Source organism: Streptococcus sanguinis (assembly GCF_019928825.1).
GTDB classification, from domain to species: domain Bacteria; phylum Bacillota; class Bacilli; order Lactobacillales; family Streptococcaceae; genus Streptococcus; species Streptococcus sanguinis_L.
Genome location: NZ_JAHZOP010000001.1, coordinates 307,690 through 331,090, shown reverse-complemented (window position 1 = coordinate 331,090; position 23,401 = coordinate 307,690). Strand labels below are relative to the sequence as shown.

General features: G+C 46.1%; 24 protein-coding genes. 23 read left to right on the top strand and 1 reads right to left on the bottom strand.

The features are described from left to right. The first annotated feature begins 16 nt into the window (after positions 1-16). The 22 genes from K1J09_RS01600 to K1J09_RS01495 all read left to right on the top strand — a co-directional run bounded on the left by K1J09_RS01600 (position 17) and on the right by K1J09_RS01495 (position 22,091). Entirely contained in the window at positions 17-703 is a 687-nt protein-coding gene (locus tag K1J09_RS01600) for a hypothetical protein (RefSeq protein WP_223322503.1), read from the top strand. 285 nt (positions 704-988) lie between these two features. Then, positions 989-2,746, top strand: coding sequence for a glycoside hydrolase family 13 protein (locus tag K1J09_RS01595; RefSeq protein ID WP_223322504.1), 1,758 nt, complete (start codon positions 989-991; stop codon positions 2,744-2,746). 123 nt (positions 2,747-2,869) lie between these two features. Then, the gene (locus K1J09_RS01590; RefSeq protein WP_002897305.1) at positions 2,870-3,106 is read left to right on the top strand and encodes an AbrB/MazE/SpoVT family DNA-binding domain-containing protein; all 237 of its coding nucleotides are present in this window, start codon (positions 2,870-2,872) and stop codon (positions 3,104-3,106) included. Further along, entirely contained in the window at positions 3,103-3,513 is a 411-nt protein-coding gene (locus tag K1J09_RS01585; RefSeq protein ID WP_223322505.1) for a type II toxin-antitoxin system death-on-curing family toxin, read from the top strand. Before K1J09_RS01590 ends, K1J09_RS01585 begins: the two co-directional genes overlap by 4 nt. 29 nt (positions 3,514-3,542) lie before the next feature. Further along, positions 3,543-4,085 (top strand): ClbS/DfsB family four-helix bundle protein, encoded by a 543-nt coding sequence (locus K1J09_RS01580; protein WP_223322506.1) that lies wholly within the window; start codon positions 3,543-3,545, stop codon positions 4,083-4,085. A 33-nt stretch (positions 4,086-4,118) separates the two neighbouring features. Further along, complete coding sequence (locus K1J09_RS01575) at positions 4,119-4,964, top strand: DUF4300 family protein (RefSeq protein WP_223322507.1); 846 nt, start codon at positions 4,119-4,121, stop codon at positions 4,962-4,964. A gap of 46 nt (positions 4,965-5,010) precedes the next feature. Next, positions 5,011-5,322 carry a hypothetical protein gene (locus K1J09_RS01570; RefSeq protein ID WP_223322508.1) on the top strand — a complete coding sequence of 104 codons (312 nt, stop codon included), beginning with the start codon at positions 5,011-5,013 and terminating at the stop codon, positions 5,320-5,322. A 201-nt stretch (positions 5,323-5,523) separates the two neighbouring features. Then, complete coding sequence (rexB, locus tag K1J09_RS01565; RefSeq protein ID WP_223322509.1) at positions 5,524-8,805, top strand: ATP-dependent nuclease subunit B; 3,282 nt, start codon at positions 5,524-5,526, stop codon at positions 8,803-8,805. Then, the gene (addA, locus tag K1J09_RS01560) at positions 8,802-12,476 is read left to right on the top strand and encodes a helicase-exonuclease AddAB subunit AddA (RefSeq protein ID WP_223322510.1); all 3,675 of its coding nucleotides are present in this window, start codon (positions 8,802-8,804) and stop codon (positions 12,474-12,476) included. The genes rexB and addA overlap by 4 nt, the downstream gene beginning before the upstream one ends. Before the next feature lie 33 nt (positions 12,477-12,509). Next, on the top strand, positions 12,510-12,815 hold the full coding sequence (locus tag K1J09_RS01555) for a DUF4298 domain-containing protein (RefSeq protein WP_002895127.1): 306 nt from the start codon (positions 12,510-12,512) through the stop codon (positions 12,813-12,815). A 472-nt stretch (positions 12,816-13,287) separates the two neighbouring features. After that, complete coding sequence (gene hisC / locus K1J09_RS01550) at positions 13,288-14,346, top strand: histidinol-phosphate transaminase (RefSeq protein WP_223322511.1); 1,059 nt, start codon at positions 13,288-13,290, stop codon at positions 14,344-14,346. A gap of 55 nt (positions 14,347-14,401) precedes the next feature. Then, complete coding sequence (locus K1J09_RS01545) at positions 14,402-15,391, top strand: ATP phosphoribosyltransferase regulatory subunit (protein WP_101771471.1); 990 nt, start codon at positions 14,402-14,404, stop codon at positions 15,389-15,391. Further along, positions 15,388-16,032, top strand: a complete 645-nt coding sequence (hisG, locus tag K1J09_RS01540) for an ATP phosphoribosyltransferase (RefSeq protein ID WP_101771470.1) — start codon at positions 15,388-15,390, stop codon at positions 16,030-16,032. The genes K1J09_RS01545 and hisG overlap by 4 nt, the downstream gene beginning before the upstream one ends. After that, complete coding sequence (gene hisD / locus K1J09_RS01535) at positions 16,029-17,321, top strand: histidinol dehydrogenase (RefSeq protein WP_223322512.1); 1,293 nt, start codon at positions 16,029-16,031, stop codon at positions 17,319-17,321. Before hisG ends, hisD begins: the two co-directional genes overlap by 4 nt. 11 nt (positions 17,322-17,332) lie before the next feature. Then, the gene (gene hisB, locus K1J09_RS01530) at positions 17,333-17,917 is read left to right on the top strand and encodes an imidazoleglycerol-phosphate dehydratase HisB (RefSeq protein WP_048771516.1); all 585 of its coding nucleotides are present in this window, start codon (positions 17,333-17,335) and stop codon (positions 17,915-17,917) included. A gap of 34 nt (positions 17,918-17,951) precedes the next feature. Next, positions 17,952-18,575 carry an imidazole glycerol phosphate synthase subunit HisH gene (gene hisH / locus K1J09_RS01525; protein WP_223322513.1) on the top strand — a complete coding sequence of 208 codons (624 nt, stop codon included), beginning with the start codon at positions 17,952-17,954 and terminating at the stop codon, positions 18,573-18,575. Further along, entirely contained in the window at positions 18,553-19,275 is a 723-nt protein-coding gene (gene hisA / locus K1J09_RS01520) for a 1-(5-phosphoribosyl)-5-[(5-phosphoribosylamino)methylideneamino]imidazole-4-carboxamide isomerase (protein ID WP_223322514.1), read from the top strand. Before hisH ends, hisA begins: the two co-directional genes overlap by 23 nt. A gap of 2 nt (positions 19,276-19,277) precedes the next feature. Next, complete coding sequence (hisF, locus tag K1J09_RS01515; RefSeq protein ID WP_223322515.1) at positions 19,278-20,036, top strand: imidazole glycerol phosphate synthase subunit HisF; 759 nt, start codon at positions 19,278-19,280, stop codon at positions 20,034-20,036. Next, positions 20,036-20,380, top strand: a complete 345-nt coding sequence (gene hisI, locus K1J09_RS01510; protein WP_223322516.1) for a phosphoribosyl-AMP cyclohydrolase — start codon at positions 20,036-20,038, stop codon at positions 20,378-20,380. The genes hisF and hisI overlap by 1 nt, the downstream gene beginning before the upstream one ends. A 131-nt stretch (positions 20,381-20,511) precedes the next feature. Beyond that, complete coding sequence (gene hisE / locus K1J09_RS01505; protein WP_223322517.1) at positions 20,512-20,826, top strand: phosphoribosyl-ATP diphosphatase; 315 nt, start codon at positions 20,512-20,514, stop codon at positions 20,824-20,826. Between the two features lie 33 nt (positions 20,827-20,859). Next, positions 20,860-21,609 carry a PHP domain-containing protein gene (locus tag K1J09_RS01500; protein WP_223322518.1) on the top strand — a complete coding sequence of 250 codons (750 nt, stop codon included), beginning with the start codon at positions 20,860-20,862 and terminating at the stop codon, positions 21,607-21,609. A gap of 11 nt (positions 21,610-21,620) precedes the next feature. Continuing rightward, positions 21,621-22,091: a GNAT family N-acetyltransferase gene (locus K1J09_RS01495; RefSeq protein ID WP_223322519.1), complete on the top strand. Its 471-nt coding sequence runs from the start codon at positions 21,621-21,623 to the stop codon at positions 22,089-22,091. 150 nt (positions 22,092-22,241) lie between these two features. Here K1J09_RS01495 and K1J09_RS01490 read toward each other — a convergent pair whose 3' ends face one another. After that, positions 22,242-22,412 carry a DUF3042 family protein gene (locus K1J09_RS01490; RefSeq protein ID WP_002895160.1) on the bottom strand — a complete coding sequence of 57 codons (171 nt, stop codon included), beginning with the start codon at positions 22,410-22,412 and terminating at the stop codon, positions 22,242-22,244. An 82-nt stretch (positions 22,413-22,494) separates the two neighbouring features. On the opposite strand from K1J09_RS01490, the gene miaA reads away from it, so the two are divergent. Beyond that, complete coding sequence (gene miaA, locus K1J09_RS01485; RefSeq protein WP_223322520.1) at positions 22,495-23,379, top strand: tRNA (adenosine(37)-N6)-dimethylallyltransferase MiaA; 885 nt, start codon at positions 22,495-22,497, stop codon at positions 23,377-23,379. Positions 23,380-23,401: the final 22 nt, after the last annotated feature.

Genomic DNA, 23,401 nt, shown 5'->3' with positions numbered 1-23,401 from the left:
ATAGGGAGTAAATAGTATGAATACTGTCGATTTGATTATTGATTCGTCAATAAAATTTTTCAATGATTTAAAAGCAGACAAACATGGTCGATATCGTTCGTGGGAGCACTGTTATTCACATTTTATAAATGCTCGAAAGAATAACAATGTAAATGTTGATTATTTAAGCTTACAACTTGCGTTTTATTTAGCAAGCTGGGGGATGTATCGAGGTTCATCGTTTTTACTGCAAAAGGATTATAGAGTTCATATACCAGTAGTGAAAGAATTGTTAAGAAAAAAATATAATCCTTTAGCTGGGATAGAATGTACAGATTTTAGAGAGGTGTATAATCAGAAATTGCTACTAGAGATTAATGCATTTTTAAATGAATATTACGATAAGATTAGACGCGAAGTCAAAGGGATAGAACTGAAAAACAAATTATCAGATACGCTCATTACAAAAATTCTCATGGGTACACTTGGGTGTGTACCTGCATATGATAGATACTTTATTGATGGTATAAAAAAGCAGAAGATTGCAACGGGAAATTATAATATTAAATCCATTTTGCAGCTTGTAGAATTCTATGAAAAATATAGTGAACAGCTAGAATCTGTTAGAGAAAAAATGAAGGTGGCTGATATGCTCTATCCGCAGATGAAAATACTTGATATGGGATTTTGGCAGGTAGGGTTTGGCTTTGATAGAAATAAGTAACACTAGAATTGAATTTATTAAACAACAATAATCTTAAGACTTATCTGGTTGTTAGATTCAGCAAAAGTGAGTTAGATGACTTGATTTAGAAAAGTAAGGAATCTTTCTAAAAACTTGAATAGCTAAAAGGCCTTGTCCTCAAGGCTTTTTAATATTCTCTGCTATACCTTTTATTCCCAATAGCTTGCAATCATTTTTTTAAAATAGTATACTAGGGCTAGACTATGGAATCGTTTGCATAAAGTTGCGATGATTTTAAAAAGTGAAATCTAGGAGATGAAAAGTATGGAATTAACAGCCGTTTATCATAGACCGGAGTCGGAGTATGCCTACCTTTATAAAGAAGGGCAAGTGCATATCAGAATTAGGACTAAGAAAGATGATGTAGAGAAAATCGTTTTGCACTATGGCGATCCCTTTATTTTTCTTGAGGATTCTTATGAAGATGTAAAAGATATGGTCAAGGTGACCTCTGATGCCTTATTTGATTATTGGCAAGTAGCTGTTTCTGTGCGCTTTGCTAGGCTCCAGTATCTGTTTGAGCTTAAGGATAAAGAAGGTCAAAGCATCTTGTATGGAGATAAAGGTTTCGCTGACAATAGTCCAGAAAACCTTGCTTTAGAAGGCAATGGCTTTAAACTCCCTTATATTCACGAAATTGATGGCTGCCAGGTTCCTGACTGGGTTTCAAAAACAGTCTGGTATCAGATTTTCCCAGAACGATTTGCCAATGGAAATGCTGAACTTTCACCAGAAGGAGCTCTAGATTGGGATTCGTCTATCAGACCTAAAAGCAGTGATTTCTTTGGTGGGGATTTACAGGGGATTATTGAGCATCTGGATTATTTGCAAGACTTAGGGATTACAGGACTTTATCTTTGCCCTATCTTTGAATCTCCAAGTAATCACAAGTACAATACGACGGATTACTTTGAAGTTGATCGACACTTTGGGGACAAGGAGACTTTCTGTCAACTGGTGGAGCAGGCTCATCTGCGTGGCATGAAGGTTATGCTGGATGCGGTTTTCAATCATATGGGCGATCAATCCGCTCAATGGCAGGATGTTCTCAAGCATGGTGAAAATTCAGCTTACAAAGACTGGTTCCAAATTCAAGAGTTCCCAGTGACGAATGACAAACTTGTGAATCCCAAAGAACTGCCTTATCATACCTTTGCTTTTGCCAGCTATATGCCTAAGTTAAATACGGCAAATCCCGAGGTGAAAGACTATCTCTTAAGCGTTGCGACCTATTGGATTGAACATTTTGATATTGATGCTTGGCGGCTGGATGTGGCTAATGAGGTTGATCACCGATTCTGGCGAGATTTCCGCAAGGCTGTTTTGGCCAAAAAGCCAGACCTTTACATTCTTGGAGAGGTTTGGCATACCTCTCAGCCTTGGCTAAATGGCGATGAGTTTCACGCTGTCATGAATTATCCCCTATCCGATAGTATCAAGGACTACTTTTTGAGCAGGCGCAAGAAGACCAGTCAATTTATAGCTGAGATTAATTGCCAGTCCATGTACTACAAGCAGCAGATTTCTGAGGTCATGTTTAATCTCTTGGATTCCCATGATACGGAGCGCATCTTGACGACAGCTCAAGGTGATATCCAGCTTGTCAAATCTGCACTCGCCTTTCTCTTTTTACAAAGGGGGACGCCTTGTATCTATTATGGGACCGAGCTAGAATTGGGTGGAGCTATGGACCCGGATTGTAGACGGGTCATGCCTTGGGATAGGGTGTCTGATAGCAATGACATGCTCAATTTTATGAAGAACTTGATTCAGCTTCGCAAGGATGTTGTGGGCATTATTCAGCATGGGAAATTTACCTTAGAAGAAATCGCTCCTGATGTGCTGGCTTTAGAGTGGGAAGATGATCATCAAACAATCCGGGCTATTTTTAATAAGTCCAAAGAGAATTATCTGTTAGACAGAGATTCAGCTGATTTGGTGAGCCATTGCCAAACTGATGACCAGCAACTTGTCATCTTACCAAAGGGATTTGTAGTTTATTGTGATGAGTCTTGCATTTGAGATGTGTTTAGCGAATATCTTAATCCCATGATGTATTCTAAATAAGATAAGAGAAGTCGAAAGATTATTCTATTTTGTAATTACTGTAATTATCTGTTATAATATCCCTAAGGAGGAAGCAAGATGGCAGTAAAAACTAGAAAACAAGGGAATTCTATAACAATAACGATTCCAAGTGAATTTAATATTCCGAGTGGCGTGCATTACGATGCTAAATTGTTACCGAGTGGCGAAATTGTCTTTACTCCGGAAAAGACTGAAAATCAGGTTACTTATATTTCTGACGAATCTTTTGAATTGGATTTAGATAATATTTTTGATGAATACGATGATATTTTTAAAGCTTTGGTGGAAAAATGACAGTCTATTTAACAGAAATGCAAATTGAAAAGATTAATACTTTAGTTATTCAGCGCTATTCTCCGAAAGAACAAATCAAGACGATTAGTCCATCAGCACTAAATATGATTGTGAACTTACCTGAACAGTTTGTTTTTGGGAAACCTCTTTATCCATCAATCTTTGATAAGGCGACAATTTTATTTGTTCAATTGATAAAAAAGCATGTTTTTGCTAGTGCTAATAAACGAACGGCTTTTTATGTTTTAGTAAAATTTTTACGATTAAACGGTTATCATTTTTCTGTTACGCTTGAAGAAGCGGTTGAAATGTGTGTAAGAATAGCGGTTGAATCACTGTCGGAGCAAAATTTAAAAAGCTACTCAAAATGGGTTTCTGAACATTCGTTTCGTAATGATAACGATTAAGCTTTAATTACGTAAAGGAGTGCAATCTTATGCCTAGACCGAAAACTAAAGAAGATTTGATGCTAGCTGCCAAGGAAAACTATGAGAAGTTACATACAATCATCTCCAATATGTCTGATCAAGAGTTAAATACGCCTTTTGATTTTTCTCGGGATGAAAAGAAGAAAGAGGCCCATTGGAGGCGAGATAAAAATGTAAGAGATGTTTTGATTCACCTCTATGAATGGCATCAGCTCTTGTTGAATTGGGTGCATTCCAATCAAAAGGGTCAAGAGCAGCCCTTTCTTCCTGCGCCCTATAACTGGAAGACTTATGGAGAGCTGAATCTGGAATTTTGGAAGAAGCATCAAAAGACTTCTCTAAAAGAGGCAACTGAGATCTTTCGTCAGTCCCATCAAGATGTTTTGGACTTAGCTGACACATTTACAAATGAAGAATTATTTTCAAAAAATGTCTATAAATGGGTCGGAGGGACTGTACTAGGTTCCTATTTTGTAAGTGCTACTTCCAGCCATTATGACTGGGCCATGAAAAAATTGAAGGCTCATCAGAAAAATTGTAAGGCAAAATAGTCTGTAGAAGACAAGAATTAGAGAGAAATAAGAATGAAAAAATACAGCAAAATAATCATGTCCTGCGCCTGCCTGGCTTTGACTTTTGGGTTGGCGGCCTGTACTAGTTCGCAGAAAAATAATCAAACAAGTCAAAATACACCAACTTACTCAAATCTAAACAGTAAAAAGAGTGTCGAAGAAGTCAAGAATTTGTTGGCTGCTGACTTGGATAAAGACAGTGTCAATAACTTTGTAAATCTAGTCAATGACTACAATGGACTTGTTGGCTCTACTGGATTAAGGGGCGATTTCACTAAGTTTACCAAAACAGAATATGATGTAGAAAAAATCAATCCTCTGTGGCAGGCAAAGAAGGGCGATTTTATCGGGACAAATTGCCGGATTAATACTTACACTTTGCTGAAAAATAGCATCGACATCCCTCAAATAGAAAAAGATGACGAACTCTTGTTCATAGATAATGATTCGATTGACAAGGGGAAGCTCTTTGATGCCAAGGATAAGGAAGAGTTTAATATTCTATTCTCAAGAGTCAAGACTGAAGCGACTCAAGATGTAAAAGTCCATGCTAAGAAGATGGAGGAATACTTCAAGCAGTTCAAGTTTAGCGAAAAGGCAAGGATGCTTTCTGTCATTGTTCATGATAATCTTGATGGAGACTCCCTTTTTGTAGGGCATGTCGGCGTCTTGGTTCCAGATAAAGACGGATATTTATTTATCGAAAAGCTGACATTTGAAGAGCCTTATCAGGCAATCAAATTTGCCAGCAAAGAAGACTGCTATAAGTATTTGCAGACCAAATATAAGGACTACACAGGGGAAGGACTGGCCAAACCTTTTATCATGGACAATGATAAGTGGGTAGAGGGTAAGTAGTGTGCTTCAGTTAGCATTAAGAAAATAGAACTGGGAGATTTAGCGTATGGAATTAAAAGATTTTACAGAAAAAGAGCAAGAGCAGATAAATCAAGGGCTCAGCACTGCAGAAATTTCTGATAAGGAAGCTGCCAAAAAGATTCTGGCTCTTGTGCCCCAAGAGTGGATTAAGAGGATTCCTTTCTTTGTGAGAGGGCATGCGACGACCAAGACGGTTGAGAGAGTTGCTAAGCAATATCCTGAACTATTCGCTGTTGCTAAGCAGCAAGGCGAACTTCGTGACAAGGAAAGAGAGGAATTGCGCGTGATTATGACAAGCATTTTTGAAGAAAAGATGAATAAGCATAAGATTAAATGAGTTCTTACTTTGAAAGAAGTGAGAGCCTTAGGAAGTCACTGGAAGCAGTGGCTTTTTCGTTTTTTTATGGAAATGACGAGGCTAGTTATTAAAGCTCTATTTGGACGATGGGTTCTAATTGGGCTTTGGGGCTATTCTCCATGAGAATTATCGGCAAAAATGGTATAATAAACCTATATTTTCTAGAGGAAAAGGCAGGCTATGAAATTACTTTATACAGATATTCGCCATTCTTTGACCAAGGTTTTGGTGGCTGAGGCTGAGAGCTTGGTGGCGGCTGGTAAGCGAGTCTTTTATATTGCACCAAATTCGCTATCTTTTGAGAAGGAGCGGGCGGTTTTGGAGTGCCTGAAAACTCAGGCTTCCTTTGCCATTACGGTGACGCGCTTTGCCCAGATGGCTCGGTATTTTGTCCTCAATGATGTTCGGCAAGGGCATAGTTTGGACGATATTGGTCTGGGAATGCTGATTTATCGGACCTTGACAGAGCTGGATGATGGAGAGCTTAAGGTCTATGGCCGGATTAAGAAGGATGCCCAGTTTATCCAGCAATTGATGGATCTTTATCATGAACTGCAGACTGCCCAGATGTCCTTTGCGGATCTGGAATTTCTTGAGGAGCCTGAGAAGCGGGAGGATCTGGTCAAGATTTTTACAGCGGTGACTGCTGCTCTGAATAAGGGCGATTTTGATTCGTCTTCTCAGATTGCTGCTTTTGCCCAGCATATTCTGGCTGGTGATACGGATGAGGAGTTGGAGAATTTGGCCCTGGTCATTGATGGCTTTACTCGTTTTTCTGCCGAAGAGGAATACTTAGTCGGTCTTCTGCATCGGAAAGGTGTGGAGATTGTCATTGGGACCTATGCCAGCCAAAAAGCCTACCAAGCAGCCTTTCGTGAGGGCAATCTCTATCAGGCCAGCGTGGATTTTTTGAGAAAGCTGGCCGAGGACTATCAGGTCAAGCCTGACTATATCCCTCATGCGGAAGCAGAAGATGCCTTTGGGCGGATTTCTAAGATTTTGGAGAGTCGTTATGACTTTTCAGAATCAACGGTTAGTCTTAGTGAGTCAGACCGGTCACAGCTTCAGATTTGGGCTACTATGAACCAGAAAGAAGAGCTAGAGTATGTGGCTAAGTCCATCCGGCAGCGGGTTCATGAAGGTGTGCGCTATAAGGATATTCGTCTGCTTTTGGGAGATGTGGAAGCCTACCAGATTCAGCTCAAGACTATTTTTGACCAATATCAGATTCCCTACTATCTGGGGCGGAGCGAGTCAATGGCCCAGCATCCGCTGGTCCAGTTTGTCGAGTCCTTGGAGCGGCTCAAACGCTATAATTTTCAACTGGAAGACCTGCTCAATCTCTTAAAGACAGGGCTCTACGGCGATTTGACTCAGGAAGAGCTGGATTATTTTGAACAATATCTGCGCTTTGCGGACATTAAGGGGGCAGGCAAGCTAGCCAAGGATTTCACGGCCAATAGCCAAGGGAAATTTGACCTAGACAGTCTCAATCATATTCGTCGTCGGGTCATGACTCCGCTGCAAGACTTTTTCAAATCCCGCAGCCAGACGGCATCGGGGCTCTTAGCTAAGTTTACGGAGTTCGTCCAAGCAGCCCGTTTGTCGGATAATTTTACAGCTCTGTTGCAGGGAGAAAGTCAGCAGGAGCAGGAGCGTCATGAGGAAGTCTGGAAGGCTTTCAGCCATGTCTTAGAGCAGTTTGCTCAGGTTTTTGCAGATAGCAAGGTCAAACTAGACGACTTTCTGGCTTTGGTCTTATCAGGCATGCTTTTGTCCAACTATCGGACGGTGCCGGCGACAGTAGATGTGGTCAAGGTCCAGTCTTATGACCTGATAGAGCCTTTAGCAGCTCCTTACGTCTACGCAATTGGACTGACCCAGGAGCGTTTCCCGAAAATCGCGCAAAACAAGAGTTTGCTCAGTGATGAAGACCGGGCTCGGCTTAATGATGTGACAGATTCTCAGGCGGAACTGCAGATTGCCAGCTCAGAAAATCTCAAGAAGAATCGCTATACAGCTCTGTCGCTGATGAATTCTGCTACCAGAGATCTGGTCTTGTCTGCACCGGCCTTGGTAAATGAAGTAGAGGACAGCATGTCGACCTATCTGCTGGAATTGACTGCAGCTCCGCTTTCCTTGCCTATCATTGTCAAAAAGCCTCAGGCTTCCAGTGATGATATTGGCAGCTACCGAGCTCTGCTTTCTCAAATCATCGAGCTCCACCAAGAGGAGATTGACCGAGAGTGGACAGCAGAGGAGCAGACTTTTTGGGCAGTGGCTGTGCGGGTTATTCGCAAGAAGTTAGCAGCAGAAGGCATCAGCATTCCGCAAATCAGCAAGGAACTGAAAGCGGAGTCTCTGCAACCGGAAACACTGCAAGCCCTTTATCCAAAAAATCAGCCTCTCCGACTTTCAGCCTCTGCTTTAAACGAATATTTCCGGCATCAGTATGCTTATTTTCTCAAGTATGTTCTGCGCCTGCAGGAAGAGTGGACCATTCATCCAGATGCTCGCAGTCATGGAATTTTCCTCCATCGGATCTTTGAAAAGGTCCTGCAGGATGATTCGTCAGCTGATTTTGAACGGCGTTTAGCGCAGGCTATGGAAGAGACCAGCCGAGAGGCCGAGTTTGAGAGTATCTACAGTGAGTCAGGACAGACCCGTTTTGCGCGCCAGCTCTTGCTAGATACAGCGCGGGCGACCGGCCGGGTGCTGGCTCATCCAAGCGGGATCGAGACCATTGGTGAGGAGACAGGCTTTGGTTCTGCTTCTAAGCCTTTCCTAATCTTGGAAAATGGCAGAGCAGTGACCGTGAGAGGTAAGGTGGACCGAATTGACCGTTTGACCAAGACCGAGAGTTTGGGAGTGGTGGACTATAAGTCTGGCGATATTAAGTTCAGCTTTGAAAAGTTCTTTAATGGACTGAATTCTCAGCTGCCGACCTATCTGGCAGCGATTGAGGAGTTAGCAGACTATCAAGAGGATAAGGGAACTTTTGGCGCCATGTATTTGCAGATGACCGATCCGATTGTGGCGCTTAAAGATACCAAGACCTTGTCGGATGCAGTCAATCAGTCTATGAAGCCACTCCAGTACAAGGGGCTTTTTGTGGCTGATGCTGTCAAGGAGCTTGGTCCGCTCTATGAAAAAAATAAGACCAACTTGCTGAGCCAGGAAGACTTGGACTTGCTGCTGGCCTACAATGCTTATCTCTACAAAAAAGCTGCAGAAGGCATTCTATCAGGCCACTTTGCAGTCAATCCTTATACAGAGAATGGGCGCAGCATTGCTCCTTATGTAGAGCAGTTTAAGGCCATTACTGGCTTTGAAGCCAATCTACATCTGGGACAGGCACGCCAGCTAGAAAAGCTAGATGCAAGTAAATTTGATAGGCGGCCAACTGGTGAGAAGTTACGCCAGGCCTGGCTAGAAAAGATGAGGGAGGAGATGGAAAAATGAAGAGAATTCCTTTTTTAACTGTAGAAGAGATTGCTCTTAAGCAAGCCCAAGAAGCTGCTTCGGACAAGCCACAGAAAAAGACGGCAGAGCAGATTGAGGCCATCTACTCCTCTGGCCAGAATATTCTGGTCTCCGCTTCAGCCGGATCGGGTAAGACTTTTGTCATGGTCCAGCGGATTATAGACCAAATTCTTAGAGGTATTGCTGTCAGTCAGCTCTTTATCTCGACCTTTACTGTCAAGGCGGCAGGAGAGCTCAAAGAGAGACTGGAGAAGGAACTGGGTCAGGCCTTGAAAGAGGCTGAAAGTCCTGAACTCAAGCAACATCTAGCCCAGCAATTAGCTGACTTGCCCAATGCTGACATCGGTACCATGGACGCCTTTACCCAGAAAGTGCTGAGTCGCTATGGTTATCTGCTTGGGTTAGCACCAAATTTTCGGATTCTCCAGTCTGCCAGTGAGCAGCTGATTCTGCAAAATGAAGTTTTCAGCCAAGTGTTTGACCGTTACTATGACAGCGAGCGTCAGGCTTTGTTTAGCCGTTTGGTAAAGAACTTTACTGGTAAGCGCAAGGATTTATCAGGCTTCCGGGAGCAAGTTTATCGGATTTACAGTTTTCTGCAGTCAACTAGCAGCCCTCAGCGCTGGCTGGAAGAAACCTTCCTCTATGGCTATGAGCACAGTGATTTTGCGGCAGAGAGAGAGAGGATATTTGATCAAATCAAATCATCCCTTTGGGAGCTGGAAACCTTCTTTTCTGCCCATCTGGAGCATGAAGGAAGAGAATTTGCAGGTGCTAAATATCAGGAAAATGTCCAAGATGCTTTGACCGTCTTATCAGGCCTGAATGAACGGTCCTCAATAGAAGAAACAGCTCAGATTCTCAAACAGATTGTGGCACTATCCCAACTGTCCAATGGCCAGGCCTTTACAGCTCGGGTTGGCAAGAATGCAGACGAGCTCAAAAAAGAGATGGCCAAGGACTACAATGAGACCAGGAAGCCTATGATTGAGCGGCTGCGAAGCTTCGACCAGCAGCTTTATCAGCTGGACTTTATCGAGCAGCATCAGGATGAGTGCCTGCCTCTGGTTGAGCTTCTGCGGGATTTTGTGGCGGACTTTGCACAGGCTTATTTGGAGCGTAAGAAGGCGGAAAATGCCTTTGAATTTGGTGACATCAGCCATTTTGCTATTGAGATTTTAGAGACTTTTCCAGAGGTGCGTCGCTTTTATCAGGAACGCTACCACGAGGTCATGGTGGATGAGTATCAGGATACCAACCACACGCAGGAGCGCATGCTGGACTTGCTTTCCAGAGGGCAAAATCGCTTTATGGTGGGCGATATCAAACAGTCTATCTACCGTTTCCGTCAAGCCGATCCGCAGATTTTCAGTGATAAGTTTAAGGCCTATCAAGAGGATGGCAGTCAGGGCAAGCTGATTGTCTTCAAGGAAAATTTCCGTAGTCATCTTGAGGTGTTGGAAGCGACCAACGATGTTTTTAAACGCCTGATGGATGAAGAAGTTGGGGAAATTGACTACAATGAAACCCACTATCTGGTGGCTGGCAATCCAGCTAAACGTGAGCCTAATCCAGCCAACCGCGCTTCCTTCTTAATCTATGAAGGCTCTAAGGTGAGTCCGGAAGAGGAGGCTGATGAGGGCTTGCCACAGGCAGTATCAGCTGGGGAAGTGGACCTAGTCATCAAGGAAATCATTCGCCTGCACAATGAAGAAGGAGTGGCTTTTAAAGATATTACGCTGCTGACGGCTTCCAGAACCCGCAATGATTTGATTTTAGCTGCCTTTGAGCAGCACCAGATTCCGCTGGTACCAGATGATGGCGCCGCAAACTATCTGCAGTCAGTAGAGGTACTGGTTATGCTAGATACTCTGCGGACCATCAATAATCCGCTGAATGACTATGCCCTGACCGCCCTTCTCAAGTCTCCCATGTTTGACTTTGGTGAGGACGAGCTGGCTCGGCTGTCCCTGCAGGCCAGTCAAGAGCGTTCTCAGGAAAATCTCTATGAAAAATTGCTTAATGCCCTCCAAGAAAGAGGTTTGCAAACAGCTTTAGTCACTGAGGAACTGCAGAAAAAATTGCAGCATTTCCATGAGACCCTGCAAAGCTGGCGGACCTATTCCAAGACGCACTCCCTGTATGATTTGATTTGGAAGATCTACCAGGACCGTTTCTACTATGACATGGTGGGGACTCTGGCTAATGGTGCCCAGAGACAGGCCAATCTCTATGCCCTCTCTTTGCGGGCCAATGAGTATGAAAAGTCTAGCTTTAAAGGCCTGTCTCGCTTTATCGGGATGATAGACCGTATCTTGGAAAATCAGCATGATCTAGCTAGTGTGCCAGTGGCGGCGCCTAAGGACGCCGTTCGTCTCATGACCATTCACAAGAGTAAGGGGCTGGAGTTCAAGTATGTCTTCCTGCTCAATATGGATAAGGCCTTCAACCGTCAGGATAGCAGCTCTGCTATTATCCTTAGCCGGACCAAGGGAATCGGCATTAAGTATGTAGCGGATGTATCGGTGTCTGTGGAAGACCCCTATGCGCCGAATCAGCTGCGCATTTCTATGGATACGCTGCCTTATCAGCAGAATCTAGCGGAGCTGCAGTTGGCTAGTTTGTCTGAGCAGATGCGTTTGCTTTATGTGGCCATGACGCGGGCTGAAACCAAGCTCTATCTGGTCGGCAAGGGCAGTCAAGAGGCCTTGGATAAGCGTCAGTGGGGCAAGAGCCAACAAGGGCGTTTGTCTGCCAGTCTGCGCAGCCAACTCAACAATTTCCAAGACTGGCTCTATGCCATTCAGGCTGTTTTTTCTGATGAGAATCTCGCCTATGAGACCCGTTTTGTCACTGATGAGGAGTTAACTGCTGAAGAGATAGGGCGAATTAATGAGCCTGTGCTCTTTCCAGCGGATGATTTGACAGATAATCGTCAGTCGGACGACATCCGTCGGGCTCTGGATATTTTAGAAAGCGTGGACCGGCTGAATAGCCAGTACCGATCTGCCATTGAGCTGCCTAGTGTACGAACTCCAAGCCAGATTAAGAAGTTTTATGAGCCCATCATGGATACGGATGGTCTGGATATCATGGATGAGCGAGCAGCTTTTCGGCCTCAGCCTAGCTTTGAGTTGCCTGATTTTGGCAGAAAAGCCACGGTGACTGGGGCGCAAGTCGGCAGTGCCGTTCATGAACTCATGCAGCGAATTCCTTTGGATAGCAGGCCCAGCATGGCTGTACTTCGTTCTGCCTTGGCTCAGGTTCAGGCCGATGAAGCGGTCAAAAAGCAGATTCAACTGCCTAAGATTGCATCTTTCTTCGAGACGGATTTGGGGCGACTCTTGATTGAGAACAGTGATAGAGTTCGTCGAGAAGCACCATTTGCCATGCTCAAGCAAGATGAGGACAGCGGTCAGGAGTTTGTTTTGCGGGGGATTTTGGATGGCTATCTGCTCTTTGAGGACCGGATTATCCTCTTTGACTACAAGACGGATAAATACAAAGAGCCATCTGAGCTGATTGCTCGCTATCGAAGCCAGCTAGACTTATATGCTCAAGCTCTCAGCCGCTCTTATGGCATTTCGCAGATTGAAAAATATTTGATTCTGCTAGGCGGTGAGCAGCTGCAGGTGGTTAAGGTTGACTGATTCGTTTGTCGTGTTCGGAAAGGAAGGAAGCCTGTGGAACAGTTAGAACGGATTCAAAAAATGGAAAAGCACCTGAATAAATATTCTCAGGTATTGGCAAGAGCTCAGGAAGCTTTAGCTGAACTAGAGCGCTGCCAGTCAGATTATATCCAGCTGAGGGACTACTATACTGGTCAGGAATTTTTTGATGATTTAGAATTCTCGAATGGACCGGATTTCCCTGAAAATATAGCGTGCGGCGTCTTAAGTGAAGATGCTGTCTATGACCTGATGGGGGAGCATTTTGAAACAGCGATTAACCTGTTGGATTTGTCCAGCTCTATGCTGAAAGAGCGTTAATACATTTAGAAAGAAAAAAATATTCAATTTTTTTCAATTTTCCTCTTGCTTTTTAATAAAAATTCATGTAGAATATTCAACAATAAATTGAAAGCGATGAGAGAAAAAGTCTAAGACAAGAAACAGAGAGTGCCTAATGGTGAGACGGCATGCAATACTTAGACGACACATTCTTGAGTGCGGATGCGAAATCAGTCAGCAGTCTGAGACTAGTGTCCGACGGCTGATTGCCGTTATCAATCTGGAGTCTCGTACTCCCAGAGGGTCCTCAGGCGACTGAGGTCCGAATAAAGGTGGAACCGCGTGTCAACGTCCTTGCAAAGTTTTTTTGCGAGGGCTTTTTATTATATTTAAATCAGAAGATTCCCTATTTTCCTTTAGCAAAGCGGTAAATTTCGTCTTTCATTTATTAGAAGTTCTAAAAGATAATCAGAGTCAGATAATGGCTAGTGCGTGAAAGAGAGGTGGCAAGATGGTTAAGCTAAAAGGTCTCAGGCAGATCAATCCCTATGTAGCAGGGCAGCAGCCTAATGAGCCAGACATGATTAAGCTCAATACCAATGAAAATGCTTATGGACCAAGTCCTAAGGTGGCAGAGGCCCTGCAGAACTTTGATGTCCAGGAGTTGCGAAAGTATTCCAGTTTGGACCAGACGGAGCTTTGTCAGGCTTTGGCGGCCAACTTGGGTGTATCACCCGACCAGCTCATTATCGGAAACGGAAGTGACGACATCTTGTCCATGGCTTTTCTGGCCTTCTTTAACAGTGGCGAGTCGGTCTTATTTCCAGACTTGACCTATGGTTTTTACAAGGTCTGGGCTGACCTCTATCACGTGCCTTTTCGCGAAATCCCTCTGACAGATGATTTTGAGGTCCATCCGTCAGATTATTTTGGAGATAATGGCGGCATTATCCTAGCTAATCCTAATGCTCCGACGGGGATTTATCTGCCGCTGGAACAGTTGGAGGAAATTCTGGCGTCCAATCAAGATGTGGTCGTGGTGGTGGACGAGGCCTATATTCACTTTGGCGGTCAATCTGCCCTGCCTCTTCTAGAAACCTATCCCAACCTCTTTATCACACGGACCTTTTCCAAGGATGCGGCCTTGGCTGGTTTGCGGGTAGGTTACGGCATTGGCCATCCAGACTTAATAGCCGTCATGAAAGCTGTTAAGGACTCCATCAATCCTTACTCAGTGGATATGTTAGCAGAGCGTTTAGCCCTTGCGGCAGTGAAAGATTGGGATTATTATCTCGAGACCGGTAGAGCCATTCAAGAGACCCGAGATTGGTTTGCTGGGGAATTGGCTGCGCTGGATTTCCAAGTCCTGCCAAGTCAGACCAACTTTGTCTTAGCCCAGCCTACTAGAATCTCTGCAGCAGAGCTTTTTCAGCAGTTAGAGGAGCTTCAGATTTATGTGCGGTATTTTCCAAAAGCAGAACGAATCAAAGACTTTCTGCGTATCTCTATCGGACGGCGAGAGGAGATGGAAGCAGTCCTGGCAGCTATCAAGGAAATTTGCAGCGGCTGAGAGTTAGACTCAGAGCCAGTCAGTGTAAGAATAGAGCAAGAAAGGAAAGCAGCCTATGAATAAAATCACCCTTCCGATTGGCATGCATGACAAGCTTTTCAAGAGGGCGCGTGTAACCTACGAGATTGAGCGGGACATCAGTGATTTCCTGATGGCTCAGGGCTTCAATCGGATTGACACGCCGACTTTGGAGCACTTCGAGGTCTTCAGTGACCATGTGGAGCCCCATCATTATCATCTTTTCGATAAAAAAGGCGAGCTATTGGTGCTACGGCCTGATGTGACCAGCCAGATTGGTCGGGTCATTGCTTCGACCAGAGTGCATACGCCGACCAAGTTTTCCTATTCGGGCAAGGTTTTTCACTATCAAGAAGAGCTGCGCGGTCTTGCCAACGAGCTCAGCCAAGCTGGTATTGAGATTATCGGTCATCCAGCTCGCGAGGCGGTGCTTGAGGCGATCAAGACAGCCAAGCAGTCGCTGGATTTGGTGCAAGTTAAGTCTTATCAGTTTGAGTTTTCCCATGCAGCAATCCTGCAGACAATCCTAGAGAGTCTGGCCTTGGATTCGCAGGAGGAGGCCCAGCTGCTTGATTATATTCGCAAGAAAAATCGGACAGGACTCTTTGAATTCACCCAGACCAGAGCGAGTGAATTTGATGATTTTTTGCAGGAGTTGCCCTATTTGTTTGGTCCTAGCCAACAGGTTTTAGCTAGGGCTAGAGAGATAGTTGGCAACGAGCGGATATTGACGGCTCTAGATGATGTAGAGCAGGTTCTACAGAGCCTATCAGGCTTGCTGGAGCAGACAACGATGGACTTGGGACAGGTGGCGGCCATGCCTTACTATACCGGCCTGACCTTCAAGGTCTTTGGCGACCGAGTACCAGATGCCTTTCTATCTGGTGGTCGCTATGACCAGCTTTTCAAGCGCTTCGGGGCAGCAGAGCTGACAGCTATCGGCTGGTCCCTAGACATTGACAGTGTCTATCAGGCCATTCATGATGACCTGCCGGACGAGGGCGGAAAGGAAGGTGATGGCAGATGAGTCAGATTACCATTGCCCTGACCAAGGGGCGGATTGAGGAAGATACGGTCAAGCTCTTGACCAAGGCTGGCTTTGATATGTCCTTCATGGCAGACAAGGGCCGCAGCTTGATTTTTGAAAGCCCAGACGGTCGCTTTCGCTTTCTCTTGGTCAAAGGGCCTGATGTGACGACCTATGTGCGCCATGGAGTCGCTGATTTGGGAATTGTTGGTAAGGATATTCTCTTTGAGCATCCGACTGGCTATCTGGAGCTGCTGGATCTGAACTTTGGCCTTTGTAAATTCTCACTGGCCTCGGTGCCCAGCTATGACCCTCATGATCACAAGCGCAAGCGGATTGCGACCAAGTACCCAACGGTGGCGACTGACTATTTTAATCAAAAAGGGGAGGATGTGGAAATCATCTCCATCCAAGGCAGCGTGGAGATTTCACCGGTGCTGGGTCTGGCGGATGCCATTGTCGACATTGTTGAGACAGGGCATACCTTGTCAGCTAACGGCCTGCTGGTTTTTGAAGACATTTGTCGGGTGTCCGCCCGGCTCATTGCCAATCAGGCTTCCCTGAAAAATAACCCGGATATCATGCCTTTTGTGGCAAAGATTGAATCCCTAGTAGGAAGAAGAGAGGTGGCTTTTAAATGACAATTATCAAGCGTTTAAGCGGAAGTAACGAAGAAATTTCACGGATTTTATACGAAGAGCAGCTGCAGCTCAGCCAGCAGAACTTAGATGTGGAAGAAGCGGTGGCTGAGATTATTGAAACGGTCAAACAAGACGGTGACCAAGCTTTAAGAGACTATACCATGCTCTTTGACAAGGTTGAGGTGGCAGAATTTGAGATTGGGCAGGAGCTGATTGACCAGGCCTTTGAGGAGATTGATCCAGAGGTCTTGTCTGCCCTGAAAAATGCCCAAGCCAATATCGAATCCTACCACCGCCAGCAGTTGGAGACTGGTTTTGAGGATAGTCCCAGTGAGGGCGTTGTTCGTGGTCAGTTGATTCGGCCGATTGAGCGGGTTGGTACCTATGTACCTGGGGGCACTGCAGCATATCCGTCCTCCGTTCTCATGAATGTTATCCCAGCCAAGATTGCCGGTGTCAAAGAAATCATTATGATTACACCGCCCCAGGAGCACTTTACCCCAGCGATTTTGGTCGCTGCCAAGCTGGCTGGTGTGGATCAGATTTTCCAAATTGGCGGAGCCCAAGGTGTAGCTGCCCTGGCTTATGGAACTGAGAGCATTCCCAAGGTGGATAAGATAACTGGACCGGGCAATATCTTTGTGGCTACAGCCAAGAAGATGGTTTATGGTGTCGTGGGAATTGACATGATTGCCGGACCTTCGGAGATTGGAGTCATTGCAGATTGCTCAGCCAGTCCAGTCTATGTGGCAGCTGACCTCTTGTCGCAAGCTGAGCACGACAAGCTGGCTCGGGCTATTCTGGTGACCGACTCGGAGGAGCTGGCAGACCAAGTCGAAGCAGAACTGGACAGACAGCTGAAAGAGCTGCCGCGAGAGAAAATCGCGCGTGCTTCGATTGAGAACAACGGCCGTATCATCCTTGCGCCTTCTAAGGAAGCTATGTTCGAGCTCATGAATCAGGTGGCACCGGAGCATTTGGAAATTGCCATGGATGATGCTTATAGCTATCTGGATCAGGTTGAAAATGCTGGCTCTGTCTTTCTGGGGCATTATACTAGCGAGCCAATTGGTGACTACTATGCGGGAGCCAATCACGTTTTGCCGACCACCAGCACCAGCCGTTTTTCATCAGCTCTAGGTGTCTATGACTTCATCAAGCGCATCCAGTACACCCAGTATAGCCGTGCTGCTGTAGGGGCGGCTGACAAGGATATTACCAGTCTGGCCTATGCAGAAAGCCTGCAGGGACATGCCAAGGCCATCGAAGCCCGCAGACAGAAAAAATAGAAGGAGTTGCCATGAGACAAGCTGAAATCAAGCGTAAAACACAGGAGACCGATATTGAACTGGCTGTGAATCTCGACCAACAGGAGCCGGTAGCTATCGAGACTGGTGTCGGATTCTTTGACCATATGCTGACCCTTTTTGCCCGCCACAGTCGGATTTCTCTGACGGTTAAGGCTGAAGGTGACCTTTGGGTGGACAGCCACCATACGGTTGAGGATGTGGGTATCGTGTTAGGACAGGCTCTGCGTCAGGCTCTGGGAGACAAGGCAGGTATCAACCGCTACGGCACTAGCTTTGTGCCCATGGACGAAACCCTAGGCATGGCCAGTCTGGACTTATCCGGTCGCTCCTATCTGGTCTTTGAGGCTGATTTTGACAATCCCAAGCTTGGGAGTTTTGACACCGAGCTGGTAGAGGAATTTTTCCAAGCCCTAGCCTTTAATCTGCAGATGAATCTGCACCTGAAAATCCTTCATGGCAAGAACAGCCACCACAAGGCGGAAAGCCTCTTTAAAGCGACTGGCCGAGCTCTGCGGGAGGCTATTACGATAAATCCAGAGATTCATGGAGTCAACTCCACCAAGGGCTTGCTCTAGCTTGCCCTTCTGAGTGAAAGGAGTTGATGTAGAGATGATGATTGTTATTGATTATGACGCGGGAAATACTGCCAATGTTCTCCGCGCTCTGGCTCAGGTCGGAGTAGAAGCGCGTCTGTCAGCTGACCCGCAGGAAATTTTAGCTGCCGATGGTTTGATTTTACCAGGTGTCGGTGCTTTTCCTACTGCCATGCAGGAGTTGGAAAAGCGAGGGCTGGTGTCAGTTATTCAGGAGGCTGTGGCTGATGGCAAGCCTCTCTTGGGCATTTGCTTAGGCATGCAGCTCCTGCTGGAGGTTGGATTGGAGAATGGTCAAAGCTCTGGACTGGGTTTGATTCCCGGTGTTTGCCGCCGGATTCCGGACCAGGCTGGTCTGCCTGTGCCTCACATGGGCTGGAATGACTTACAAATCCAGCAGTCGTCTGCTTTGACAGCTGGTCTTGATGGCCAGTCAGTCTATTTCGTCCATAGCTACTATACGGATGTTCCGGAGGAGTACTTGGATGTGACGGCTGATTATGGGCTGCCTATCCCAGCCATGATTCACCAAGGGTCGGTCTTTGGCTGCCAGTTTCACCCAGAAAAGTCTGGTGCTGTTGGCCTCGGTATCCTAGAGAAGTTTAAGGAGTATGTCTATGAAAATACTGCCCGCTATTGATATCAAAGATGGCCAGGCCGTCCGCCTTTTTAAAGGGGATTTTAGCAAGAAGACGGTAGTCAATCCCGATGTCTTGGAGCAAGCTCGAGTTTTCAAAGAAGCCGGGGTTACTATGATTCATGTGGTTGACTTGGACGGAGCCTTAGAAGGTCGGGCGGCCAATCGGGATTTGATTGCCCAGATTAAAGCGGAAACTGGTCTAGCTATCCAAGTCGGGGGCGGCATCCGCAGTCTGGAGCAGATTGAAGATTACCTGGCGGTTGGCATTGACCGTGTCATTATTGGCTCTATGGCTGTTAAGAATCCTGAATTTGTTGAGGCTGCGCTGGAGCGCTTTGGAAGCAGCAAAATCGTAATTGGCATTGATGCGAAAGAGGGGCTGGTTGCGACTGAGGGCTGGCTGGAAACTAGCAATCAGGACTATGTCAGTCTGGCGCTGGCCATGGAAAAAATCGGTGTCCGACTCTTTGTCTATACAGATGTGGACCGAGACGGGACTCTGACTGGTCCCAATATCCAGCATTATCAAAAATTGCTGGCGTCCCTCAAGCATGCTCATGTCATTGCCTCTGGTGGCATCCAGTCAGCGGATGATTTAGAAGAGCTGAAAAAACTGGGTTTGGCTGGAGCCATTGTGGGCAAGGCCTATTACAGTGGACGAATTAGCCTAGATCAGATCAAGAAAGCAGAAAGGGGATAGACATGCTGAAAAAACGAATCATTCCCTGTCTGGATGTCAAGGACGGTCGGGTGGTCAAGGGCATCAACTTTGTCAATCTGACTGATGTGGGCGATCCAGTCGATGCGGCCAAGGCTTACTATGAAGCTGGCTGCGATGAGTTGATCTTTCTGGACATCACCGCCACCCATGAGGAGCGGGACACTACGGTCGAGATGGTCCGGCGCGTGGCGGAGCAGGTTTTCATTCCCTTTACCGTCGGGGGCGGCATTCGCACGGTTGAGGACATGAAGCGGATGCTGCAGGCTGGGGCGGATAAGGTTGCAGTTAATTCCTCAGCACTGGCAAATCCTCAGCTTTTGGCTGACTGCGCTGAGAAATTCGGCAGCCAATGCGTGGTACTGGCTGTGGATGCTAAGAAAGAAGCGGATGGCAGCTGGCATGTCTATCTAGCTGGTGGCCGCAAGGACAGCGGTCGTGACCTGTTAGACTGGGTTCAAGAAGCTGTCAGTCTTGGAGCGGGGGAAATTCTTTTGACCAGTATGGACAAGGACGGGACCAAGTCTGGTTTTGACTTGCCAATGCTGGAAGCCGTCTCCCAAGTGGTTTCCGTTCCTATCATCGCCTCTGGTGGTGCTGGCAGTAGCCAGCATATCCTAGAAGTTTTTGAAAAGACTGCAGCGACAGGTGCCTTGGCCGCTTCGATTTTCCATTATGGTCAGGTCTCCATCGCAGAGACCAAAAAAGCCATGCGGGAAGCTGGATTGGAGGTGCGCATCTGATGACAGAAGTAAAGATAGATTTTCAAAAGCAAGGCGGTCTCATACCTGCCATTATCCTAGACCACACCAGCAAAGAAGTCCTTATGCTGGCCTATCTCAATGAAGAAGCCTACCATCTGACCCGCACCAGCGGTCAGATGTGGTACTGGAGCCGGTCACGTCAGGAGCTTTGGCATAAGGGAGCCACCAGCGGCCACTACCAGACTGTCAAAAAAATCACAGCTGACTGCGACCTAGATACCCTGCTGATCGAGGTAGACCAGCTGGGAGCAGCCTGTCATACCGGTGCTAGATCCTGCTTTTTCCATTCAATCTGGGAAGAGGATGGCAGCAAAGCTGACTAAAAGCTCCCTTGCTTTACTTTTGTACTTGGTTAATGCAAAAATAAAACTAAGAAGTAAGTATCAAGACACCAACCTACCATTGGAAAGAATGGTTTTTTATAGTAAAATAAGGACAGTAACAAGGAGATACTATGCTAGAAACCCTCTATCAAGAAGCCCTCAAACGCAAAAAAGAGCCCAAGGAAGGCTCCTATACCAGCTATCTCTATGACAAGGGGCTGGACAAGATTCTCAAAAAAGTCGGTGAAGAAGCGACAGAAGTGGTCATTGCGGCTAAAAATGATGATAAGAACGAGATGGCCAATGAGACAGCTGATTTGCTCTACCATCTGGCGGTCGCTCTCGTCGAGACTGGCGTCAGTCTGGAAGAGGTAGAGGCTGTCCTCCAGGCCCGTCAGGGCAAGCAGAGCCGGATTCATGACCGACCTGAAATTGACCATTACTAAACGGATATAAGATTTGCAGAAAGGCGGTCCAGCATGCGCGACAACCATCTTCATACCTATTTTTCCTATGATTCTGAGACAGATTTCTGTGACTATCTGGACCATTACGAAGGCGAGATTGTCACCACCGAGCACTATGATTTGTCCAATCCCTACCCTTGCGAAGCCGCCTTGCCCCACGATGATGTGCCTGACTATGCGGCCTATTCAGCAAAAATAGCAGAGCTGAACCAGCAGTATGGCAACCGCATCAAAAAGGGAATTGAAATTGGCTATTACGCTCCGCGTAAAGACGATATTCTAGCTTTCCTAGCGGACAAGGATTATGACCTCAAGCTCCTGTCTGTCCACCACAATGGCAGCTTTGACTATCTGGAAGAGCCAGTCCTGCAGCTGGATAAGATGGAGCTGATTCCCTCCTACCTAAGAGAGCTGGAAGAGGCTATTGAGGCTGTACCGGCAGATGTGCTAGCTCACTTTGACTATGGTTTCCGAAAATTTGCGCTTACCGTAGAGGAGTTAAAATTTTTTGAACCAGAGCTGCGACAGCTTTTTCAAAAGATGATTGACCATGGTCTGGCTTTTGAGCTTAACTGCAAGTCCATGTACCTCTATGGACACGAAGAACTCTATATCTACGCTCTTTATCTAGTCAAAGAGCTGGGGGGACGACGCTTTTCAGTGGGCTCAGACGGACACAAGTTGGAGCATTTTAGATTGCAATTTGACCGAGTTGCCAAAATCTTAGCGGTGGCCGGCATAGGCGAAGAGCAGTTGATCTAGAAGGAGAAGTCATGACTGAGATTAGGCCCTTAAAACAAGAGGAAATCCCGCTCTTAGAGGAATTTCTTTACCAAGCTATTTTTATTCCCTCAGGTCTAGAGCCGCTGCCTAGAAGTATCTTGAAGGAGCCAGATTTAGATATATATATCAAGGACTTTGGCCAGCAGCCAGATGATTGGGCTTTAGCAGCAGAAGTGGACGGCCGGCTGGTCGGAGCTGTTTGGGTTCGCATCATGAAAGATTATGGCTATTATGATGACCAGACTCCCTCTTTATCCATTTCATTCCTGCCTGAGTTCAGAGGGCAAGGTCTAGGGCAGCAGTTGATGACGGCCATGCTGGACTTGCTCAAGGCCAAAGGCTATTCAAGTGTCTCCCTTTCCGTTTCCAAAGACAATCCTGCCGTTCGCTTTTATCAAAGACTGGGCATTGTCACGGTTGAAGAGAGGGAAGATGATTATTTGATGCTGTGCCGATTGTAAAAGTAAGACGAAAGGCCGCCAGAGGGCGACCTTTTTTATATACTTAAATTCTGTGAGGTGAGAGACTTAGTTTAGAAGCACTCTTTTGACTACTTTTCTTAAAACTAAAAAGCCTGGATTTTTCCAGGCTTTTTAGTGAAATGTGCAGGCTTAGTGCGCTACACGTTTGCGAGCTGCTTTTTTACGGTTTTCTTCGATGAAAGCCGCTTTTTGTTCTTCAGGTTCGATGACTTTTTTCTTGACTGCATATACTGCGCCTGCCACGGCAGCAACAGTAGCTGCAACTCCTGTAAGAACGCCTTTTCCAAATCCTTTAGCCATGTGATTTCTCCTTTTCTGAACTTTTATTATTTATGTTATAATTAATAGTAACGAAAAATCAAAATTTTTTCAAGGAAAAAAGATGAAAACCAAGATAATTGTGATAGTGGGGCCTACGGCGGTCGGAAAAACAGATCTGAGTATCGAGGTAGCCAAGCGCTTCAATGCCCAAATCATCAGCGGTGACAGTCAGCAGATCTATCGTGGCTTAGATATTGGTACGGCCAAGATTCGTCCTGAAGAGCAGGAGGGCATTCCCCATCATCTGCTGGATGTGCGGGAGGTTGGCGAGAGCTACTCTGCCTATGATTTTGTGACTGAGGCAGCTCAGGCTATTCGTGAGATTGCGGCTCAAGGTCAGCTTCCCATCATTTGCGGTGGCACAGGGCTCTACATCCAGAGTTTGCTCGAGGGCTATCATCTGGGCGGCTCCGTTCCTCACGAGGAGATTCTGGCCTATCGGGCGCAGCTGGACAGTTGGTCAGATGAGGATTTGTTTGAAAAAATAGCAGAGCTGGGTATCGAGATTCCCCAACTGAATCGACGCAGGGCTATGAGGGCGCTAGAGATTGCTCAGTTAGGCGGACAACTAGAAAATAATCAACCAGACTATGAAGCCCTGCTGATTTGTCTAGATGATGAGCGAGAGCGACTTTATGAGCGAATCAATCAGCGAGTAGATCTGATGCTAGAAGCCGGACTTTTAGAAGAAGCCCGCTGGTTGTATGAGCAGGCTCCGACCAGTCAAGCCAGCAAGGGTATCGGCTACAAGGAACTTTTCCCCTACTTTGAAGGTCAGATGAGCCTTGAAGAGGCCGTGGATAAGCTCAAGCAGAATACCCGCCGTTTCGCCAAGCGTCAGCTGACTTGGTTTCGCAACCGGATGTCCGTGACCTTTTATCAGGTGGGAAATCCAGACTATAAAAATCAGGTCATGGAAGACATCAAGAATTTTCTGGACAAGTAGCTGGCTGACCAAGTCTTAGTAA

Excerpts from the sequence above, each read along its gene's own strand:
- hisF (WP_223322515.1), top strand. The coding sequence starts at position 19,278 with ATGCTGAAAAAACGAATCATTCCCTGTCTGGATGTCAAGGACGGTCGG.
- hisD (WP_223322512.1), top strand. The coding sequence starts at position 16,029 with ATGACAATTATCAAGCGTTTAAGCGGAAGTAACGAAGAAATTTCACGG.
- K1J09_RS01595 (WP_223322504.1), top strand. The coding sequence starts at position 989 with ATGGAATTAACAGCCGTTTATCATAGACCGGAGTCGGAGTATGCCTAC.
- K1J09_RS01570 (WP_223322508.1), top strand. The coding sequence starts at position 5,011 with ATGGAATTAAAAGATTTTACAGAAAAAGAGCAAGAGCAGATAAATCAA.
- K1J09_RS01600 (WP_223322503.1), top strand. The coding sequence starts at position 17 with ATGAATACTGTCGATTTGATTATTGATTCGTCAATAAAATTTTTCAAT.
- K1J09_RS01590 (WP_002897305.1), top strand. The coding sequence starts at position 2,870 with ATGGCAGTAAAAACTAGAAAACAAGGGAATTCTATAACAATAACGATT.
- K1J09_RS01585 (WP_223322505.1), top strand. The coding sequence starts at position 3,103 with ATGACAGTCTATTTAACAGAAATGCAAATTGAAAAGATTAATACTTTA.
- addA (WP_223322510.1), top strand. The coding sequence starts at position 8,802 with ATGAAGAGAATTCCTTTTTTAACTGTAGAAGAGATTGCTCTTAAGCAA.
- miaA (WP_223322520.1), top strand. The coding sequence starts at position 22,495 with ATGAAAACCAAGATAATTGTGATAGTGGGGCCTACGGCGGTCGGAAAA.
- hisI (WP_223322516.1), top strand. The coding sequence starts at position 20,036 with ATGACAGAAGTAAAGATAGATTTTCAAAAGCAAGGCGGTCTCATACCT.
- rexB (WP_223322509.1), top strand. The coding sequence starts at position 5,524 with ATGAAATTACTTTATACAGATATTCGCCATTCTTTGACCAAGGTTTTG.
- K1J09_RS01580 (WP_223322506.1), top strand. The coding sequence starts at position 3,543 with ATGCCTAGACCGAAAACTAAAGAAGATTTGATGCTAGCTGCCAAGGAA.
- hisE (WP_223322517.1), top strand. The coding sequence starts at position 20,512 with ATGCTAGAAACCCTCTATCAAGAAGCCCTCAAACGCAAAAAAGAGCCC.
- K1J09_RS01490 (WP_002895160.1), bottom strand. The coding sequence starts at position 22,412 with ATGGCTAAAGGATTTGGAAAAGGCGTTCTTACAGGAGTTGCAGCTACT.
- hisB (WP_048771516.1), top strand. The coding sequence starts at position 17,333 with ATGAGACAAGCTGAAATCAAGCGTAAAACACAGGAGACCGATATTGAA.
- hisH (WP_223322513.1), top strand. The coding sequence starts at position 17,952 with ATGATGATTGTTATTGATTATGACGCGGGAAATACTGCCAATGTTCTC.
- hisG (WP_101771470.1), top strand. The coding sequence starts at position 15,388 with ATGAGTCAGATTACCATTGCCCTGACCAAGGGGCGGATTGAGGAAGAT.
- K1J09_RS01500 (WP_223322518.1), top strand. The coding sequence starts at position 20,860 with ATGCGCGACAACCATCTTCATACCTATTTTTCCTATGATTCTGAGACA.
- hisC (WP_223322511.1), top strand. The coding sequence starts at position 13,288 with ATGGTTAAGCTAAAAGGTCTCAGGCAGATCAATCCCTATGTAGCAGGG.
- K1J09_RS01545 (WP_101771471.1), top strand. The coding sequence starts at position 14,402 with ATGAATAAAATCACCCTTCCGATTGGCATGCATGACAAGCTTTTCAAG.
- hisA (WP_223322514.1), top strand. The coding sequence starts at position 18,553 with ATGAAAATACTGCCCGCTATTGATATCAAAGATGGCCAGGCCGTCCGC.
- K1J09_RS01575 (WP_223322507.1), top strand. The coding sequence starts at position 4,119 with ATGAAAAAATACAGCAAAATAATCATGTCCTGCGCCTGCCTGGCTTTG.
- K1J09_RS01495 (WP_223322519.1), top strand. The coding sequence starts at position 21,621 with ATGACTGAGATTAGGCCCTTAAAACAAGAGGAAATCCCGCTCTTAGAG.